Genomic DNA, 16,414 nt, shown 5'->3' with positions numbered 1-16,414 from the left:
GGCGTGATCGATGCGCGACGCGGTCAGAACCGCTCGGGCCGCAGCAGGGCGTAGGTCAGGTAAAACAGCAGGCCGGCGGAGACGATGGCGGCGAGCGAGTAATCGAAGATCATGGCCGTTCTCCTCAAAGCCGTTCGCAGGCGTAGGTGTAAGCGATCGCCAAAACGAAGAAGCCGAGGCCCAGGGCCAGCATGAGGACGTCCAGCATGAGATGCTCCTTGCCGTGCTTGTTTCATTGCGCAACGTCCGCGCATTTTCCTGGCGGGCCAATTGCGACAATCGGAGGATCGAATGGCGATCCCGGCCTCGCCCGCAATTCAGTGGCTCCGAAGTGCCACCCAGCGCATAGGTTTTCGAGGCGACCGCTACGGCAATGTTATAGGAATCTCATAAAGGGACGGCGCTCGGTGCTCGCAATTCACGGTCCCGTGAAACGCCGGGCATCGCACTTATAGCCATCTTATTTTTCGACACCTGAGGTCATCTCGTTTTCAAATAGCGCTTTGTCCATCTTGCAGAATGCGGGGCACGACTCCGGTAGGCAAAGCCATGACACTTTCGACACACCTCGATTCCATTGAACTGGACGATCGACTGCGCGACGCGCATTCGGTGACGGCGGACATCCTGCGGGACGTCATCGGCGAGACCTGCAGACGCTTCCCGCCCCTGAGGCCGGACGAGAAGACGATCCGGATCGAGCGATGGATCGGATCGGGTGCCTGGCTCGACGCGGCGCTGGCACTGATCGATCTCGAGCTGCCGCAATGGCAGGTTCGCCGCATCGCCTATGACGAAGGCGAATGGCATTGCGCGCTGTCGCGCGCGCGCGAACTTCCCGATTGGCTCGATCAGGCGATCGAGGCCCATCATGAGGATTTGCCGCTTGCCGTTCTCAGCGCCTTCGTCGAGGCGCAACGCATCGGCGGGCCGGCAAGCCGGACCAGCGTCCCGAATGTGCCGCGCGGCGCAGACCTGATCTGCACGCCGTTCTGCTGCGAAAATTTCGCGTAAGGCATCCCCCGCGACGCAAATACCGGAGACTTGAGTTGGCGCAACTGCCAAATCCATCGCAAGGATTGAGATCGACAAAGGTGCTCGTTCGCTTTTGCCTGCGAATCAGCATCCTGGTGATCTTCGCGGCGTTTGCCAGCATCGGCTTCGGCAAGGGTCTTGCCGCGTTGCTGTCGATGTCCGTCGTTCTTTGCGCCGTCATCGCAACGATATGGCGCGAGGCGCCGTTTGGCACGGTTCTCAATCATTGGGACGAGACGGTCGCCTACGCCGCCTTGTTTTTCCTGGTCAGCGCCTTCAATCACTTCGTCCCGGTTTGAGACGATCGGCGCGGCCTTATGCGGCGGCTATGAGATCGCAGGCCCGTCGCCCTCGAATTCATATCCGCCCGAGAAGATATTGCGCACATGAGTGACGCCGTCTCCGTCGGGAGCGCGCACCTTATCTACCGGAAGGATTACCAACGTGAAGCTCGTCGAACCTCCCTCGTGTAGCTCTGCATCTACCATCGTCTTCATCGGCAAGAATAGGCGCGGCAACTGGGTCGCCCAGGAGCAGAACGGCCTCTATGGCGGCCTGTTCGTTAATCGGGCACAAGCCCTCAAATACGCGCTGTTCGAGAACGGCCATCACCTTGAGACCATCGTCGAACTGCCCTGCGAAATCGAACTCGACATGGGTGGCAAGTTCCCCTTCCGCGATCAATCCCCGGTAACGGCCGCCCCGCGCGCCGCCTGACGAACCCAACTTCCATCACCCGGGAAACAGAGATGCTGCAGCCCCATTGCGTTTCGAGCCGGGAGCAGGTCGTCGATACCATGATCGAACTGACCCGGCTGTCCCATCAGCATCGCGCCATCGTCGCCGGCAGCGACAGCGAGGAACTCCATCTTGCGCTGCGACGGCGCGGCTTCATCCGCGTGGCGACGCCCGCGACCTGCAGGACTGCCAGGGGACAGCACACCGTCGGCCTGGTCACCGAGCAAGGCGCCCCCGCGGCCATCGAGGCGGCGCTGGCCGGGATATCGCCATTTCTCTGCACCAATGCGGCGATCGCCGTCCTCATCGACTCGCGCGAGAGCGGGGTCTGCCTGAAGATCCGCAATCGGCTGGAGCAGATGGGCTTTCGGATCGAGGCCGGCGTCAGGTGCCAGCAGGGCCTCGTGCTATCGGCCTATCGGCAGGGTTTCGGCCAGATGGAAAAGGCCGCGTGACATCAGATGAAACCACACCCACATCCCACCCTTTGGCTTTCGGGCTACATCCCGGATCTTCCCACGCCCTTCGATAGGCAAGACCAACTCGATCTTGCGGCCTTCGCAAGACTCTGCGAGCGCCAGATCGAGGCAGGCACCTCGGCGATCGTGGTCGGCGAAACCGCCGGCGAATCCTCGACGCTGACGCCGGCCGAGCATGACAGTATCATCCGCACCGCCGTCGAAGTCGCGCACGGCCGTGTCCGCGTCATTGCCGGCGCGGGATCCAATTCGACCAGCCACGCCATCGAGTACACGCGCCGCGCGGAAGCGGCCGGCGCCGATGCGGTGCTCTCCGTCGTGCCCTATTACAACAAGCCGATGCAGGCCGGCATTTTTGCGCATTTTCAGGCGATCGCCGCCTCGACCCGGCTACCCATCATTCTGCACGACATTCCTTCCCGCACCGTTCGTGAACTGGCCGACGACACGCTGGTGCGGCTCGCGCAATCTGCGGAGTTCATCGGCCTGCGGGACGGTACGGGCGACGTCTTGCGTCCGATGCGCCTGCGCGCGTCGCTGCCGCCGGGGTTTCGGTTGATGTCCGGCGACGACGCTGCCCCGCTCGCTTACATCGCCAATGGTGGCGATGGCTGCATCTCGCAGGTTTCGAATGTCACGCCGGATTTATGCCAGGCGATCTTTTCGAGCTACCGGGAGGGACGGTTGCAGACCGCGCGATATCTGCAGAACCGGCATGCTGCACTGACCGCCGCGCTCGCCAAAGAGAGCCCGGCTGCGCTGAAATATGTCCTGCACCTGCTCGGCTTCATGCGGGCGTACACGCGCCTGCCGATCGTCGAACTGGATGAAGCGGCGAAAGCCGAGGTGAGAGGCGCGATCACGGCGATCGGCGACGAGGATCTCGTCTGTCCCGGCGCGAGCTGGCGCGGGCCGCGCCGGAGCAGGGACGCCGCCATCAAGGCGTAGGGCTCAGGCGCCGCCGGCGGATGCGCGATCGAGCAAATGCTTCTCGCGCCATTTCGGCCCGGGGCCGCGCATGTAATGCGCTTCCGGGCGGTATTTCCTGCGCGGGCCATCCCAGGACGGGCCGAGGAAGGTCAGGAGCGAGCCGGCGGCGCTGCGCAACAGCGAAGCGAAAGCTGCGGTGATGAAATAGAACTGTCGCATGTCGGTCTCCACGCGCCTCAGCCCACCTTCGCGGGCGTTGTCGCGAACATGCAGATGGCCGCATAGGAAATCGAGACGGCTGGCCGCGCCCTCTCATAGAAGCGGCATAATGGCGCGCGAGCGGATCGCTCCTCGCGGATTTTTATATCGCGCCTATGAGAGGCAATCCGCGTCCATCTCGCATTCCTATGGCCTGAAGGGCAAATAATCCCGACAGGATTCGTGAGGAGGCCGTCATGGCTGCGATCGCTTTCAATGCTTCACGTCAGGCGGGCCACATCGGCCAGCCGGCAGCCGCGCCCGCGCCATTTCAGCCGCTCGATCCCGGCATCGTCAACGAGGCGATTCCGGCATTCTTCATCGGCCGCAACAGCGAAGGCTTTTGGGTCGCGCGCGACGTCGGCGGGCGCACCGGCGGGATTTTCCTGCTTGAAAGCTCCGCACTGTCCTTTGCTCGAAGCAACAGCCGGCCAGCCGGGTGCGCGACGATCTATCCGTCCGAGAGGTTCGAACTCGACCTGGAAAACCGCGGCAATCCGCTGGTCGCGCGGCTCGGCTGGGGATTGCGGCTGGCGCAGCGGCTTCGGCAGCGAGCCGCGGCCTTGATCGGCAACACCGCGGGAGCGGTCAAAAGCTGGCGGAAAGACCTTCAGGTCCTGTGAACCGAGCGGCCGCGTGACGGCGCCAGACGCCGCGCCGCCGGCATTCGCAACACCCGAGAGCAAAACGGATTTCCGACATGACCATGCTAGCTCACACCGGCCGTCCGTCTGGACGGCCTCTCCGCGCTCCGCAGAGCCGGTCCCTGGCCGGCGCCGACGCGTCGGGGTCCTATTTGGCGACGATCAAGCGGTTTTTCGTATCCCTGCTGGTGGTGCTGACGGCGGGGATGGCCTTGGCTGCTGTCATGGCGCTGAAGATCGCCGTCTACCTTCCGCGGCTCATTCATCATTGACGCTGCCGCCCGGGGCACCAAACCCCGGCCGCGCTGCGAAGCGTTTGACATAAATTATACTTTCGTTTCCGCGCCGTTTTCAGCCCGGAAACAGGGCGGTCGCGCGCCCGCCACGGTTGCCGGCAATCGGTTTGGGCTTTATCTGGCTGTGGCCGGTGTCTTCATTTGACATGCGGCCCTATCAAGTCTCCAACTTGAATATCCCGTTACCGCCATCCAGACCCATTAGCCAAACCAAGCGGCGAAGCCGAACATGCCAAGCAGCGCAGACATGTCCACCACGCTAGACCGCATTCTCGACGCGGCGGCGGATAATCTCAGGATCGCGAAGATCCTGGTTCAAATGGGTCTCGATCCCAACAACGTCACCTATGACGCGATCTACAATCGCCTGCTGGAAATCTTTCTGCACAACATCACCCTGGCCAACATGTTTGCCCTGGTGGGCGCGATCTTCTTTGTCGCCACCCTGTTGACGCAGACCATGGTGCCGCTGCGGGTCGCGAACATGATCGGTTGCGCATTCTTCGCCATCTTTGGCGCGCTCACCGGAGCCATCACGACCTTTCTGCTGTATCTCCTGATGGTCCCCATCAATGCGTATCGCCTCCGTCAAATGCTCGTTCTCGTCAAGAAGGCGCGCAACGCGACGAAGGGCGACACCTCGATGGAATGGCTCAAGCCGTTCATGACCGAGCGCAAATATCGCAAGGGCGATGTTCTGTTCAAAAAGGACGATGTCGCGAACGAAATGCTGCTGACCGTCACCGGCACGTTCCTGGTCACTGAATTTGGCCTTGAAGTTCCGCCGGGACGGCTGATGGGCGAACTTGGATTCCTGACGCCCGACAACCGCCGGACCGCGACCATCGAATGCATCGAGGACGGGCACGTCCTGACCATCACCTACGAAAAACTGCTCGAGATCTACTTCCAGAACCCGCAATTCGGCTATTACTTCCTGGTGCTCACCAGCCAGCGGCTATTGGAAAACCTCGCGCGGGCCGAATCCGCCCTCGTGCAGATCAAGAGTGCGCAGCAGCCAGCCGCGGCGAGCGGCAAGAACTGAGCGCTGCGCCGAATCAAGCCGTCGGCCGCTCAGAGCGTGGCCAGCAGACCGGCCTTGACCGCGCGGATGCGGGCCTCGTCGCGGCGGTAGAATGTCCACTGCTTGATGCGTTTCGGCACCACCAGTTCGGCTTGGACCAGCACCCGCATGTGTTCGCTCAGGGTCGCCTGGGTGATCCCGAGTTTTTCGGCAAGCAGCAGCGCGCAGACGCCATCGTTGACCAGATCGCCGTCCACCTGCGGCGAGAAATGGGCGCGGGGATCCTTCAGCCAGTCAAGGATCATGAGCCGCCGCTCATTGGCGAGAGCCTTGATGACATCGGTTGTATTCATTTCGTTAATATGCTAATTACCTAATTGGATGTCAACTCCGCTGGAGTGCCCGATGCCGTTGGACACTTCGATCACCCCCGATCGTATTGCCGAAACCGAGCGGCTGATCCGGCCGCATGTCCGCCACACCCCGGTCGTCCGCGTCGACCTGGCGGAATTCGGCCGCGAGCCGAGGCCGGTCGCGCTGAAACTCGAATGCCTGCAGCATTCGGGCTCGTTCAAGGCGCGCGGCGCGTTTGCGAACCTGCTGACGCGAGCGATCCCGCCATCCGGCGTGGTGGCGGCGTCCGGCGGCAATCATGGCACGGCGGTGGCCTATGCCGCCATGCGGCTCGGCGTTCCCGCGACCATCTTCCTGCCTAATGTCACTTCGCCATCGAAGGTCGAACGCATCAAGAGCTACGCGGCCAAGCTGGTGGTTGCGGGTGAGCGCTATGACGACGCGCTGACGGCGAGCCAGGCGTTCGTCAGGGAGTCCGGCGCGCTTGCCGTGCATGCGTTCGACCAGCCCGAAACCCTGCTCGGACAGGGCACCGTCGGCTGCGAGGTGGACGCCGATCTGCCCGACATCGACACGCTCCTGGTCGCCGTCGGCGGCGGCGGATTGATCGGAGGCATCGCGGCGTGGTTTCGCGGCCGGATCAGGATCATTGCGGTCGAGCCGGAGGGCTCGCCGACGCTGTGGCGCGCGCTCAAGGCAGGCGAGCCGGTCGACGCCGAGACCGACGGCATTGCGGCCGACTCGCTGGCGCCGAAGCGCGTCGGCAACATCATGTTTCCGATCGCGCAGGCCTATGTCGAGCGCGTGGTGCTGGTCACCGACGACGACATCCGCGCGGCGCAGCTGGCGCTATGGGACAAGGTACGCGTCGTGGCCGAGCCCGGCGGAGCCGCCGCCTTCGGCGCGCTGCTATCTGGAAAATACGCGCCGGCTCCGGGTGAGCGCGTTGCCGTGCTGGTCTGCGGCGCGAATACGACGGCAGTCAGGTTCGACTAACGGCGGCGTTCACTCCGCCGCCGTACGGGCCTCGGCCCATGACGCTCGACTGGCGCACCAGCGTCAAATTACCTGGAAATGCGCCCAATCCAGGCTTTGGATCTGAGCCGCTTGGTGCCGGCGATCGAAGATACCTCCGAAGCTCTCAAGGCTGCCGTCTGGCCGAAAGTGTGGCCCCAGTACGTACCACCCGTATGCCAGCCGATTAGCGCGTATCAGGCAGCCGGCAATCTGCTCCGCTTCCGAGAGCGCTTCGAAATCCATGGAGGCATCGCAGGTCCACAGTTCTGGAATCTTCCAATAGCGCTCGCATTTGCCCACGCATAGCTTTTGGTTGAGGAGTTCTTCTGTGCGCTGCAGTTCTTTCTTCGCCTTGACGGCGCTTCCAACGCGAAACATCAACGTCAGGCCAACCACCGTCTTCAACATTGATTTCCCTTCGCCGATGCGGCTCTGAAGCACCGTCGCAAAATCGGGAATGTCTCAACAGAGCTGATTCATCGCACAAGATTGCCTTCGGCGACGGTCATCACTGCCCTCACTCTGCGGCTGTGCGGATTTCCGCCTTTTCGGCCCTCACCGCGCAGAACTTGAATTCGGGGATCTTGCCGAACGGATCGAGCGCCGGGTTGGTCAACAGATTGGCGGCGGCTTCCGCGTAGCAGAACGGCATGAACACCATGTTCTCCGGCACGTCGCGGTCGGAGCGCACTTTTATCTCCACCGCCCCGCGGCGGGTTTCCAGCCGCACCAGATCGCCGGGCCATACCTTCATTCGCCGCATGTCCTTCGGCGACATGAAGGCGACTGCCTCCGGCTCGATCTGGTCGAGCACATGCGAGCGCCGCGTCATCGAGCCGGTGTGCCAGTGCTCCAGCACGCGGCCCGTCGACAACACCATCGGATAGTCGTCATCAGGCAATTCGTCCGGCGGCAGCACGCGCGCAGGGACGATCTTGCCGCGGCCGCTCTCGGTCGGATAGCCCGTGGTGAAGATGATCTCGTTGCCGGGTTTATGGGGATCGTCGACCGGATAAGTCACCGCGCCCTCGCGCACCAGCCGCTCCCAGGTGATGTTGTTCAGCGACGGCATCACCTGCGTCATCTCGGTGAAGACGTCGGCCGGGCCGCTGTAGTTCCAGGGCAGGCCCATGCGCTTTGCGATTTCCTGGATGATCCAGAGATCTTGCTTTGCTTCGCCCGGCGGTTTTATCACCTCGCGCGCCAGCTGCACGCGGCGGTCGGTGTTGGTGAAGGAGCCGGACTTTTCCGCGAATGCCGAGGCCGGCAGGATGACGTCGGCATGGAACGCGGTCTCGGTGACGAACAGGTCCTGCACCACCAGATGCTCGAGCTTTGCCAAGGCCTCGCGCGCATGCTGCAAATCGGGATCGGACATCGCGGGATTTTCGCCCTCGATATACATGCCGGTGATTTCGCCCTTGTGGATCGCAGTCATGATCTCCACGACTGTCAGTCCGCGCACCGGATCGAGGTCCTGATGCCAGAGTTTCTCGAACGGCTCGCGCAAATCGGTGCGACCGACCGTCTGGTAATCGGGCAGGAACATCGGGATCAGGCCGGCGTCGGAAGCGCCCTGCACGTTGTTCTGGCCGCGCAGCGGATGCAGGCCGGTGCCGGGACGGCCGACCTGGCCGGTGATCAGCGCGAGCGCAATCAGGCAGCGCGCGTTGTCGGTGCCGTGCACATGCTGGCTGATGCCCATGCCCCAGAAGATGATCGAAGCCTTGGCCCGCGCGTACATCCGCGCCACCTCGCGGATCGTCTCGGCCGGGATGCCACAGATCGGCTCCATCTTCTCCGGCGTGAATTCAGTGATGCGCGCCTTGAGATCGTCAAAGCCCTCGGTATAGCCGGCGATATATTGCTCGTCGGTGAGGCCTTCGGTGATGATGGTGTTGATCATCGCGTTCAACAGCGCGACATCGCTGCCGGGCTTGAAGGCGAGGTGCTTGGTGGCATGGCGCGACAATCCCTGCCCGCGCGGATCGATCACGATCAGCTTGGCGCCCTTCTGGGCCGCGTTCTTGATGAAGGTCGCCGCGACTGGATGGTTCACCGTCGGGTTGGCGCCGATCACGATGATGACATCGGCGTCCATGGCAGCCGCGAACGGCGCCGACACCGCGCCCGAGCTCAGGCATTCGAACAGCGCCGCGACCGAGGAGGCATGGCACAGCCGCGTGCAGTGATCCACATTGTTGGAGCCAAAACCGGTGCGCACCAGTTTTTGGAAGAGATAGGCTTCCTCGTTGGAGCCCTTGGCCGAACCGAAACCGGCGAGCGCCTTGACGCCCTTGGTATCGCGAATTTTGACCAGCCCCTTGGCGGCGATGTCGAGCGCTTCTTCCCAGGACGCTTCGCGGAAATGCGTGAACGGATTGGCCGGATCGACCTGGTCGTTGGGGTCCTTCTTGACGTTGGGCAGCCGCACTAGCGGCTTCTTCAGCCGATTGGGGTGATGGATATAGTCGAAGCCGAACCGGCCCTTGACGCAAAGCCGGTTGTGGTTGGCCGGGCCGTCGCGGCCCTCGGCATAGATCACTTTCTCGTCCTTGACCTGATAGGTGACCTGGCAGCCGACGCCGCAATAGGGGCAGAGCGAATCCACTTCTCTGTCCGGATAGGTGACGCGGGTCTGCTTGTCGTCGAGCATCACGGCGGGCATCAGCGCGCCGGTCGGGCAGGCCTGCACGCATTCGCCGCAGGCGACACAGGTCGATTCCCCCATCGGGTCGTCGAAGTCGAACACGATCTTGGATTCGTGGCTGCGGTAGGCCATGCCGATGACGTCGTTGACCTGGACCTCGCGGCAGGCGCGCACGCACAGCCCGCACTGGATGCAGGCATCGAGATTGACCCGCATCGCCGGATGGCTGACATCGCCCTGCCAGCGCTCGGCGGCGGGGAAGCGGCTTTCGGTCACTTCGACCTTTTCGGCCCAGTGCCAGAATTTCGAATCCGGATCATGCGAGGTTTCGCGCGCCGGCTGGTCGGCGACCAGAAGCTCCATCACCATCTTCTGCGCCGCGACCGCGCGGGGGCTTGCCGATTTCACCTTCATGCCGACGCTCGGCGTGCGCTTGCAGGAGGCCGCCAGCACCCGCTCGCCCTCGATCTCCACCATGCAGGCGCGGCAATTGCCGTCGGGCCGATAATCCGGCGCTGGCGAATAGCACAGATGCGGGATCTCATGGCCCCCGCGCTTTGCGACCTGCCAGATGGTCTCGCCGTTCACCGCCTCGACCTGCTTACCGTCGAGTTCGAACTGGATTTTTGTCATTCGGCAGCTTCCTTGGGAAGGAACTCGTCCGGAAAGTATTTAATGACTGTGGTCAGCGGATTCGAGGCCGCCTGGCCGAGGCCGCAGATCGAGGCATCGCGCATCGCCTGGCTCAATTCGTCGAGCAATTGCCGGTCCCAGACCGGCTTTTGCATCAACAGCGCCGCCTTTTGGGTGCCGACGCGGCAGGGCGTGCATTGGCCGCAGCTCTCGTCCTCGAAGAATTTCATCAGGTTCAGCGCCGCGCCCTTCACGCTGTCCTGTTCGGACAGGATGATGACCGCGGCCGAACCGATAAAACAGCCGTATTTTTCCAGCGTGCCGAAATCGAGCGGAATGTCGTCCATCGAGGCCGGCAGGATACCGCCCGACGCGCCGCCCGGCAGGTAAGCGTGGAATTTATGGCCGTCGGCCATACCGCCGCAGAATTCGTCGATCAATTCGCGCACGCTGATGCCGGCCGGCGCGAGCTTCATGCCGGGATTTTTCACCCGCCCCGATACCGAAAAACTGCGCAGGCCGTGGCGGTCGTTGCGGCCATGGCTCTTCCACCACTCCGCGCCCTTCTCGACGATGTCGCGCACCCACCACAGCGTCTCGATGTTGTTGATCAGGGTCGGCAGGCCGAACAGCCCGACCTGGAACGGGTAAGGCGGCTTGTGCCGCGGCAGCCCGCGCTTGCCTTCGATGCTTTCCAAGAGCGAAGATTCCTCCCCGCAAATATAGGCGCCGGCGCCGCGGCGCATGTGCAGCTTTGGGCCGCCGGGCGGCAATTTTTCAATTTCGCGCTCGAGGATTTCGCGGCACGCCGGATATTCGTCGCGGATGTAGATGTAAATCTCGGGCGCTTCGACGATATGCGCGCCGATCAGCGTGCCCTCGAGAAAACGATGCGGATCGGTTTCCAGATAATAGCGGTCCTTGAAGGTGCCGGGCTCGCCCTCGTCGCCATTGACCGCCATCAGCCGCGGTCCGGGCTCCCCCAGCACCGCGCGCCATTTTCGCCCCGTCGGAAAGCCCGCGCCGCCGAGACCGCGCAAGGAGGCGTCGTCGAGCGCCTTCAGCAGGTCTTCCTTTTTCAGTTCGCCCGAGCGCAGGCGATTGAGCAGCGCATAGCCGCCGCCTTTCACATAGGCGTCGTAATCGACATAGTTTGGCAGATGGGCATGGATATCCCCGCCCTTCGCCGCCGCCAGCACATTTGCGACCGTCGCGTGATCGATAAAATTGTGACCGACCTCGGCAGCCGGCGCGGTGTCGCAGCGGCCGACGCAGGGCGCGCGCACCACGCGAATGGCGGGGCCGGCTTGGTCCTGCAATTCGGCAAGCAATTTTTCCGCGCCCAGCATCGCGCAGGTCAGCGAGTCGCAGACGCGGATGGTCAGCGGCGGAATATTCGCCTCGCCCTCCTTCACCACGTCGAAATGCGCATAGAAGGTTGCGGTCTCGAACACTTCCGCGAACGCAAGCTTCATCTCGTCGGCGAGCGCTGCGAGGTGGGCGGCGGAAATCTGGCGATATTTGTCCTGGATCAGGTGCAGATATTCGGTCAACAGGTCGCGCCGCCGCGGCGCCTCGCCGAGCAGGGCTGCGATTTCCTCGGCGGCCTTTGGGTCGACCTGGCGTCCCTTGGGAGTCGATTTGGCGCGCTTGCGGCCCTCGCCGGGATGTTCGAACGAGCGGACCTGTTGCACATCATGACTCATTGAAATCGCTCGTTTTCACCCGCCAGCAGTGCAACTCTAGTTCGTGGCATGCCAGATGCCAAGAGGGAATGCTATGTGAGGATATGCTGACAGGTATCGAGGCAGAGCGGCCTTCGCCATCCTGCCTCGACCTGCAATTGTGCGCTGCAACGCATTTGAACGTCCTGGCCAGCGCCGGACGCGGTACCTACTGGAACAGCTTCATTGCATTGGTGAGGGTTTGAACGACCCCCCACGCCAGCGGAATACCAACGAATCCCCAAGCGAGGATGAGTTTCACCTTCATCGAGCCATCGGTCTGTGTTGCCATTGTCGTTCTCCCTCAGGCCCGCGCCGCGGACGGCTGGACGGCGCTTGCGGCCGTCGCATCGTGCGCGCGCGAATCGGTATCGCTCATGTGATAACGCGCGCTGACCGCCTTGATCATCGAGTTGCAGATGAAGCCGATCACCAGCAATCCGGCCATGATGTACATGGTGGTGTTGTAGGCCTGCGCCTTGGGCACGCCGTGGTCGATCTGGTACTCGCGGATGTAGTTCACCAGCACCGGACCGAACACGCCCGCCGCCGACCAGGCCGTAATCAGCCAGCCATGGATGGCGCCGACATAGCGGGTGCCGAACATATCCCTGAGATAGGCCGGCACGGTGGCGAAGCCGCCGCCATACATGCTCATGATGATGACGAAGCACAACACGAACAGCGCAACGCTGCCGATCGAACCGGTCCACGGCACCAGGCAGTACAGCACGGTGCCGAGCGCGAAGAAGCAGAAATAGGTGTTCTTGCGGCCGATGACGTCGGAGGTCGATGCCCAGATGAAGCGCCCGGCCATGTTGAACAGGCTCAGCAGACCGACAAAGCCGGCGGCGGCGACCGCCGAAACCTTGCCCGGGAACATTTCCTGGCTCATCGCCGAAGCCTGTCCGAGCACGCCGATGCCGGCGGTGACGTTGAGGCAGAGCACCCACCAGATCAGCCAGAACTGCGGCGTCTTGATCGCGTCGTAGACGTAGACGTGCTTGTTGGTGATCAGCTTCTGCTCGACCACGGGCGGGGTATAGCCTTCAGGCTTCCAGCCCGGAGCCGGCACGCGAACGATCGCGGCCCCGACCATCATGAAGCAGAAATAGACGACGCCCAGCACGATGAAGGTCTCGGCAACGCCGACATGGGTCGGCGTCGAGAATTTCGCCATTAGCCAGACCGACAACGGCGAGGCAATGAAGGCGGCGCCGCCGAAGCCCATGATCGCCATGCCGGTGGCCATGCCCGGACGATCCGGGAACCATTTGATCAGGGTCGACACCGGCGAGATGTAACCGAGGCCGAGGCCGCAGCCGCCGATCAGGCCATAACCGAGATAGACGATCCAGAGGTTGTGGAGGTAGACGCCGAGCGCCGAAACCAGGAAGCCGCCGCCGAAGCACAGGCCCGCGGTGAACATCGCGCGCCGCGGTCCGCCTTCCTCGACCCAGCGGCCCATGATCGCGGCCGAGAGTCCGAGCACGACGATGGCGATGGAGAATATCCAGCCAAGATCGGTCAGCTTCCAGTCGTCGGGAGCCGACTTGGTGATCCCGATCAGTTTGGTCATCGGCAGATTGAACACGCTGAAGGCGTAAGCCTGTCCGATGCACAAATGGATGCAGAGCGCGGCCGGTGGCACCATCCAGCGGCTGTAGCCGGGCTCGGCGACCGTGTGTTCGCGATCAAGAAACGAAAAGAAAGCCATTTAGTCCTCCCCTACAGCCGCCCGTGCCGGGCATGTCTGCTATCCACGATCCAGTTATCTTAAGTTCGCTCGCGGCGCGCAAGCATTGGCGTTGCTGCTCCGCACCATTGCCGCGCGAGCCGGGATCGCGGCGCGCCAGCGAGACTTCAACGCCTGAGGGGGCCGATTATGCCGCCCGCCGCGATCACCCGGGCCCTGGGCGGTACCTCTACCCAGGATTGCGTCTCTTTGTCACCGCGACGACTCAGCGCTCCGCCCCCTGCAGAGGTGCACAATTGGGGCAGAAGGCGCGCCCGGTGTCGATAGGCCAAAGGTAGCGATTTCCACCGTTTCAGGCCGGTTCCACGCGCGGCGCTAAGCATTCGGCTTCTCGATCCGGCTATTCGCCTTCTCGATCAGGAACACGATTCGTTCATCCGTGCGCTCTGATATCTCGACCTTGTCGCCGGTTTCCCGGATCAGATTCGGGATGTCGATCACCGACAGCGGATCGGTGCAGTGAACTTCCAGCAGGTCGCCCGGCTTGACCGACTTCAGCGCCTTGCGCGTCTTCAGCGCCGGCAGCGGACATTTGAGCCCGGTGAGGTCGAGTTTGGTCGTGGTCATGGGACAATCCTTGGCGAGCCGTGCTCAGTTCGTCAACGGATCGCGCTCGCGGCCCGCCAGGATCCAGGCCGCCAGCACAATGCCGACGGAAGAGGCGATCGGCCGGCACACGATCGCGGCATGGATTTGGGTGTGGTTGCTCATGATCTCGAACCACGCAAAAGGGATGGCGGCAGGCAGCGCCAGCGCGGCAAACCGTCGCGGCGAGATCGCGTGCGCGGGCAACAGCACCGGCGTCAACATCGCCAGCACGGCGGCCCAATCGGTGTGCCAGACCTGCCAGACGATGACGGCAAGCGCTCGCGCCGACGGTGCCAGCAAACGATGACTGACGACCTGCTCGTAATCCCCGTCGATGCGATATCGGACGACCTCGACGACGTCGCGCAGAACGGCGAGGCCGTCGGGCATGAGCGCCGCGGCGACGAGCCACCTCGAGACCCAGGTCAGCGCATATCCGAGGGACCACGCGGCCAGCACGGCTACGCATGTGAGCAGCCGCTGACGGTCGATCTTGCGCGGCGGCGCGGCCAGCAGCAGGAAGGCGAGCAGCATCGGCTGCCACGGCGGATTGAGCAGGAAGTCGATGTAGTTGAACACGCTGCCCATCACGGCCGCGGACAGGATCAGCGCGTGGTCGCTGGCGCCGTTGCGGAGGCTGCGGGCAAACCAGCCGGCGCCGCCCAGGATGAAGATGGTGCTGAGGGAATCCGAGGTGATGATCCACATGTACCAGATGTCGGTCAGCACCACGATCGGCACGACCATCGCCAGCGCCGCCGACCGGCCGGCGAGCCATGTGGTTTCGACCGAGAAGAATGTCAGCGCGGCGATCAGTCCGAGCAGCATGACCAGCCGCACGGCCTTGAGCGGCAGCCATGCGATCAGCGGGTCGATCACGATCCGGTAGCCATGCCAGTAGCGGAAATAGGGAAGCCAGGTGACATCAGGCGCATGCGTCACGGCGGCAGCCAGCGGCGCGCACAATGTCGGCGCCGCCGCCAGCGGGCGCGCTGCGGCGACGACATTGTGCAGGGGACTGGCACCCGGCTCCAGGCCGATGGCGAGGGCGACGCACTCAACGCCAAAATCGTCGCCCCGGTTATAGCAGGGCTATCGCATATGGCTGAGAGCAGCCATGAGGAAGGCGTTATCCCATCCGGCGCGTTTGATTTTTCGCCGCAGGGAGGCTCGATCTGGGTGAGTTCGCAGGATGTTGAGGGCGAGCCTGCGCATGGTGGCGAGGTTCTCCGGAGCATGGTCGCAGCGCGAGCGGTTGGCGTCCTCGGCGAAATGGACATCGAGCACCCAATGGAGCTGGTTCTCGATGCCCCAATGGCTGCGGGTGACGTGGAGCAGCCGTTTGGGAGACATGTATTTGGACAGGACATAGTAACGCACGAAGGGCGCGTCGGCGCGCTGCCCCCGCAGGCGTTTGCGCGAGGTGACGCGTCCCACCGCAACGGCGCCAGGGAAGCCATAGAGGTCGGCCAAGCGGGTATTGCGCATGACGGTGGCGCGGCGCGCTTCGCGCCGATCGTGGGTGGAAGGCTCGATCTGCTCGGCGGTACTGCGCTTGCCCGATCGCGCAAACTGTTGGGTAACCGCGGTGAACAGGCGCCCACGGTTGGCTTTGATCGCCAGAACATAGTCGCCGCCGCGCTTGCGCACCGCAGCCGCAAACGCGCGGGTACAATGCAGCGCATCGGCGGTAACGATGCAGCCTTCCAGCGACAGAAGCTCCAGCACCTCCAACGCGCCCGCCGTCTCGTTGCGACCAGATGCCTTTTGCTGAGCCAAGGCCATGCGGGCATCCACCGCAAAGACGTTGACCAGGTGCAGCGGCGTCGCCTTTCCGCCGCGTTTGTAGGCCCCGCGCAATGCCTTGCCGTCGACGGCCACCACCCCGGTGAGTTTGAAGCCATTGGCCTTGGCAAAGGCCGCCATGAAGCGACGGAATGCGCGCTCGAAGGCTCGCGGCTCGAGCAGGCGGAACACCCGGCTGAATGTATCGTGGCTCGGGATACCGTGGTCCAGACGAAGGAAGAGCCGCAACAGACCCTCTTTCGACTGTCCGAAGTCCGCCATGTCCGCGCACGACTCCGCCCCGCACAGCATCGCCGCCAGCGCCACGACAAGCACTTCCAGCAGATCGTGCCTGGCATTGTCCGCCCGCGGATCCGGCAACCGCCCAAAGGCCTTCTTGAACTTCCGCATTCGACCCCCTCCATAATCCGGGAGTCATCTTCAGAATCCGTCTTGCCTTCCAATGCAATAGCCGGTGAAAACCCATATGCGATTCCCCTGCC

General features: G+C 63.2%; 20 protein-coding genes. 9 read left to right on the top strand and 11 right to left on the bottom strand.

What is annotated here, in order from left to right:
- Positions 1–23: 23 nt before the first annotated feature.
- Complete coding sequence (locus VK804_RS09290; protein WP_215614988.1) at positions 24–113, bottom strand: K(+)-transporting ATPase subunit F; 90 nt, start codon at positions 111–113, stop codon at positions 24–26.
- 436 nt (positions 114–549) lie between these two features.
- Here VK804_RS09290 and VK804_RS09285 point away from each other — a divergent pair, with 436 nt between their 5' ends.
- The 5 genes from VK804_RS09285 to dapA all read left to right on the top strand — a co-directional run bounded on the left by VK804_RS09285 (position 550) and on the right by dapA (position 3,200).
- Positions 550–1,014 carry a hypothetical protein gene (locus tag VK804_RS09285; protein WP_325370175.1) on the top strand — a complete coding sequence of 155 codons (465 nt, stop codon included), beginning with the start codon at positions 550–552 and terminating at the stop codon, positions 1,012–1,014.
- A gap of 80 nt (positions 1,015–1,094) precedes the next feature.
- On the top strand, positions 1,095–1,334 hold the full coding sequence (locus VK804_RS09280; protein WP_325370173.1) for a hypothetical protein: 240 nt from the start codon (positions 1,095–1,097) through the stop codon (positions 1,332–1,334).
- A 145-nt stretch (positions 1,335–1,479) separates the two neighbouring features.
- On the top strand, positions 1,480–1,752 hold the full coding sequence (locus tag VK804_RS09275; protein WP_325370171.1) for a hypothetical protein: 273 nt from the start codon (positions 1,480–1,482) through the stop codon (positions 1,750–1,752).
- Positions 1,753–1,784: 32 nt separating this feature from the next.
- A complete protein-coding gene (locus tag VK804_RS09270; RefSeq protein ID WP_325370169.1) occupies positions 1,785–2,228 on the top strand; it encodes a hypothetical protein in 444 nt (147 codons plus the stop codon).
- 6 nt (positions 2,229–2,234) lie between these two features.
- Positions 2,235–3,200: a 4-hydroxy-tetrahydrodipicolinate synthase gene (gene dapA / locus VK804_RS09265; RefSeq protein WP_325370167.1), complete on the top strand. Its 966-nt coding sequence runs from the start codon at positions 2,235–2,237 to the stop codon at positions 3,198–3,200.
- Positions 3,201–3,203: 3 nt separating this feature from the next.
- On the opposite strand, the gene VK804_RS09260 is transcribed toward dapA, so the two are convergent.
- Entirely contained in the window at positions 3,204–3,401 is a 198-nt protein-coding gene (locus VK804_RS09260) for a hypothetical protein (protein ID WP_325370165.1), read from the bottom strand.
- Between the two features lie 236 nt (positions 3,402–3,637).
- On the opposite strand from VK804_RS09260, the gene VK804_RS09255 reads away from it, so the two are divergent.
- From VK804_RS09255 to VK804_RS09245, 3 genes are all read left to right on the top strand, one after another.
- Positions 3,638–4,063, top strand: a complete 426-nt coding sequence (locus VK804_RS09255; protein ID WP_325370163.1) for a hypothetical protein — start codon at positions 3,638–3,640, stop codon at positions 4,061–4,063.
- Positions 4,064–4,140: 77 nt separating this feature from the next.
- On the top strand, positions 4,141–4,356 hold the full coding sequence (locus VK804_RS09250) for a hypothetical protein (protein ID WP_325370161.1): 216 nt from the start codon (positions 4,141–4,143) through the stop codon (positions 4,354–4,356).
- 253 nt (positions 4,357–4,609) lie between these two features.
- The gene (locus VK804_RS09245) at positions 4,610–5,425 is read left to right on the top strand and encodes a cyclic nucleotide-binding domain-containing protein (protein ID WP_325370159.1); all 816 of its coding nucleotides are present in this window, start codon (positions 4,610–4,612) and stop codon (positions 5,423–5,425) included.
- A 29-nt stretch (positions 5,426–5,454) separates the two neighbouring features.
- Here the strand turns inward: VK804_RS09245 and VK804_RS09240 are convergent, their stop codons facing one another.
- Positions 5,455–5,757, bottom strand: a complete 303-nt coding sequence (locus tag VK804_RS09240) for an ArsR/SmtB family transcription factor (RefSeq protein ID WP_325370157.1) — start codon at positions 5,755–5,757, stop codon at positions 5,455–5,457.
- Between the two features lie 52 nt (positions 5,758–5,809).
- Here VK804_RS09240 and VK804_RS09235 point away from each other — a divergent pair, with 52 nt between their 5' ends.
- Positions 5,810–6,754, top strand: a complete 945-nt coding sequence (locus VK804_RS09235) for a threonine/serine dehydratase (protein ID WP_325370155.1) — start codon at positions 5,810–5,812, stop codon at positions 6,752–6,754.
- A gap of 63 nt (positions 6,755–6,817) precedes the next feature.
- Here VK804_RS09235 and VK804_RS09230 read toward each other — a convergent pair whose 3' ends face one another.
- The 8 genes from VK804_RS09230 to VK804_RS09195 form a co-directional block, all read right to left on the bottom strand.
- Entirely contained in the window at positions 6,818–7,183 is a 366-nt protein-coding gene (locus tag VK804_RS09230; protein WP_325370153.1) for a hypothetical protein, read from the bottom strand.
- Between the two features lie 109 nt (positions 7,184–7,292).
- Positions 7,293–10,058: a formate dehydrogenase subunit alpha gene (gene fdhF / locus VK804_RS09225; protein ID WP_325370151.1), complete on the bottom strand. Its 2,766-nt coding sequence runs from the start codon at positions 10,056–10,058 to the stop codon at positions 7,293–7,295.
- Positions 10,055–11,764 carry an NADH-ubiquinone oxidoreductase-F iron-sulfur binding region domain-containing protein gene (locus VK804_RS09220; protein ID WP_325370149.1) on the bottom strand — a complete coding sequence of 570 codons (1,710 nt, stop codon included), beginning with the start codon at positions 11,762–11,764 and terminating at the stop codon, positions 10,055–10,057. Before VK804_RS09220 ends, fdhF begins: the two co-directional genes overlap by 4 nt.
- Before the next feature lie 187 nt (positions 11,765–11,951).
- Positions 11,952–12,074 carry an MFS transporter small subunit gene (locus VK804_RS09215; protein WP_325370147.1) on the bottom strand — a complete coding sequence of 41 codons (123 nt, stop codon included), beginning with the start codon at positions 12,072–12,074 and terminating at the stop codon, positions 11,952–11,954.
- Between the two features lie 12 nt (positions 12,075–12,086).
- Entirely contained in the window at positions 12,087–13,499 is a 1,413-nt protein-coding gene (locus VK804_RS09210; protein WP_325370145.1) for an L-lactate MFS transporter, read from the bottom strand.
- 354 nt (positions 13,500–13,853) lie between these two features.
- On the bottom strand, positions 13,854–14,105 hold the full coding sequence (locus VK804_RS09205) for a sulfurtransferase TusA family protein (protein ID WP_325370143.1): 252 nt from the start codon (positions 14,103–14,105) through the stop codon (positions 13,854–13,856).
- 24 nt (positions 14,106–14,129) lie between these two features.
- Positions 14,130–15,092, bottom strand: a complete 963-nt coding sequence (locus VK804_RS09200) for a hypothetical protein (protein ID WP_325370142.1) — start codon at positions 15,090–15,092, stop codon at positions 14,130–14,132.
- A 126-nt stretch (positions 15,093–15,218) separates the two neighbouring features.
- Positions 15,219–16,322: an ISAs1 family transposase gene (locus VK804_RS09195; RefSeq protein ID WP_325370140.1), complete on the bottom strand. Its 1,104-nt coding sequence runs from the start codon at positions 16,320–16,322 to the stop codon at positions 15,219–15,221.
- Between the last annotated feature and the right edge of the window lie 92 nt (positions 16,323–16,414).

The organism is Bradyrhizobium sp., assembly GCF_035484855.1.
Classification (GTDB): Bacteria; Pseudomonadota; Alphaproteobacteria; order Rhizobiales; family Xanthobacteraceae; genus Bradyrhizobium.
The sequence above is the reverse complement of the archived record's forward strand: the minus strand, read 5'-3'. Positions and strand labels throughout refer to the sequence as shown.

Bases quoted from the DNA above. Each gene is read 5' to 3' on its own strand.
- VK804_RS09290 (WP_215614988.1), bottom strand. From the start codon at position 113: ATGATCTTCGATTACTCGCTCGCCGCCATCGTCTCCGCCGGCCTGCTG.
- VK804_RS09285 (WP_325370175.1), top strand. From the start codon at position 550: ATGACACTTTCGACACACCTCGATTCCATTGAACTGGACGATCGACTG.
- VK804_RS09270 (WP_325370169.1), top strand. From the start codon at position 1,785: ATGCTGCAGCCCCATTGCGTTTCGAGCCGGGAGCAGGTCGTCGATACC.
- dapA (WP_325370167.1), top strand. From the start codon at position 2,235: ATGAAACCACACCCACATCCCACCCTTTGGCTTTCGGGCTACATCCCG.
- VK804_RS09260 (WP_325370165.1), bottom strand. From the start codon at position 3,401: ATGCGACAGTTCTATTTCATCACCGCAGCTTTCGCTTCGCTGTTGCGC.
- VK804_RS09255 (WP_325370163.1), top strand. From the start codon at position 3,638: ATGGCTGCGATCGCTTTCAATGCTTCACGTCAGGCGGGCCACATCGGC.
- VK804_RS09250 (WP_325370161.1), top strand. From the start codon at position 4,141: ATGACCATGCTAGCTCACACCGGCCGTCCGTCTGGACGGCCTCTCCGC.
- VK804_RS09245 (WP_325370159.1), top strand. From the start codon at position 4,610: ATGCCAAGCAGCGCAGACATGTCCACCACGCTAGACCGCATTCTCGAC.
- VK804_RS09240 (WP_325370157.1), bottom strand. From the start codon at position 5,757: ATGAATACAACCGATGTCATCAAGGCTCTCGCCAATGAGCGGCGGCTC.
- VK804_RS09235 (WP_325370155.1), top strand. From the start codon at position 5,810: ATGCCGTTGGACACTTCGATCACCCCCGATCGTATTGCCGAAACCGAG.
- VK804_RS09230 (WP_325370153.1), bottom strand. From the start codon at position 7,183: ATGTTGAAGACGGTGGTTGGCCTGACGTTGATGTTTCGCGTTGGAAGC.
- fdhF (WP_325370151.1), bottom strand. From the start codon at position 10,058: ATGACAAAAATCCAGTTCGAACTCGACGGTAAGCAGGTCGAGGCGGTG.
- VK804_RS09220 (WP_325370149.1), bottom strand. From the start codon at position 11,764: ATGAGTCATGATGTGCAACAGGTCCGCTCGTTCGAACATCCCGGCGAG.
- VK804_RS09215 (WP_325370147.1), bottom strand. From the start codon at position 12,074: ATGGCAACACAGACCGATGGCTCGATGAAGGTGAAACTCATCCTCGCT.
- VK804_RS09210 (WP_325370145.1), bottom strand. From the start codon at position 13,499: ATGGCTTTCTTTTCGTTTCTTGATCGCGAACACACGGTCGCCGAGCCC.
- VK804_RS09205 (WP_325370143.1), bottom strand. From the start codon at position 14,105: ATGACCACGACCAAACTCGACCTCACCGGGCTCAAATGTCCGCTGCCG.
- VK804_RS09195 (WP_325370140.1), bottom strand. From the start codon at position 16,322: ATGCGGAAGTTCAAGAAGGCCTTTGGGCGGTTGCCGGATCCGCGGGCG.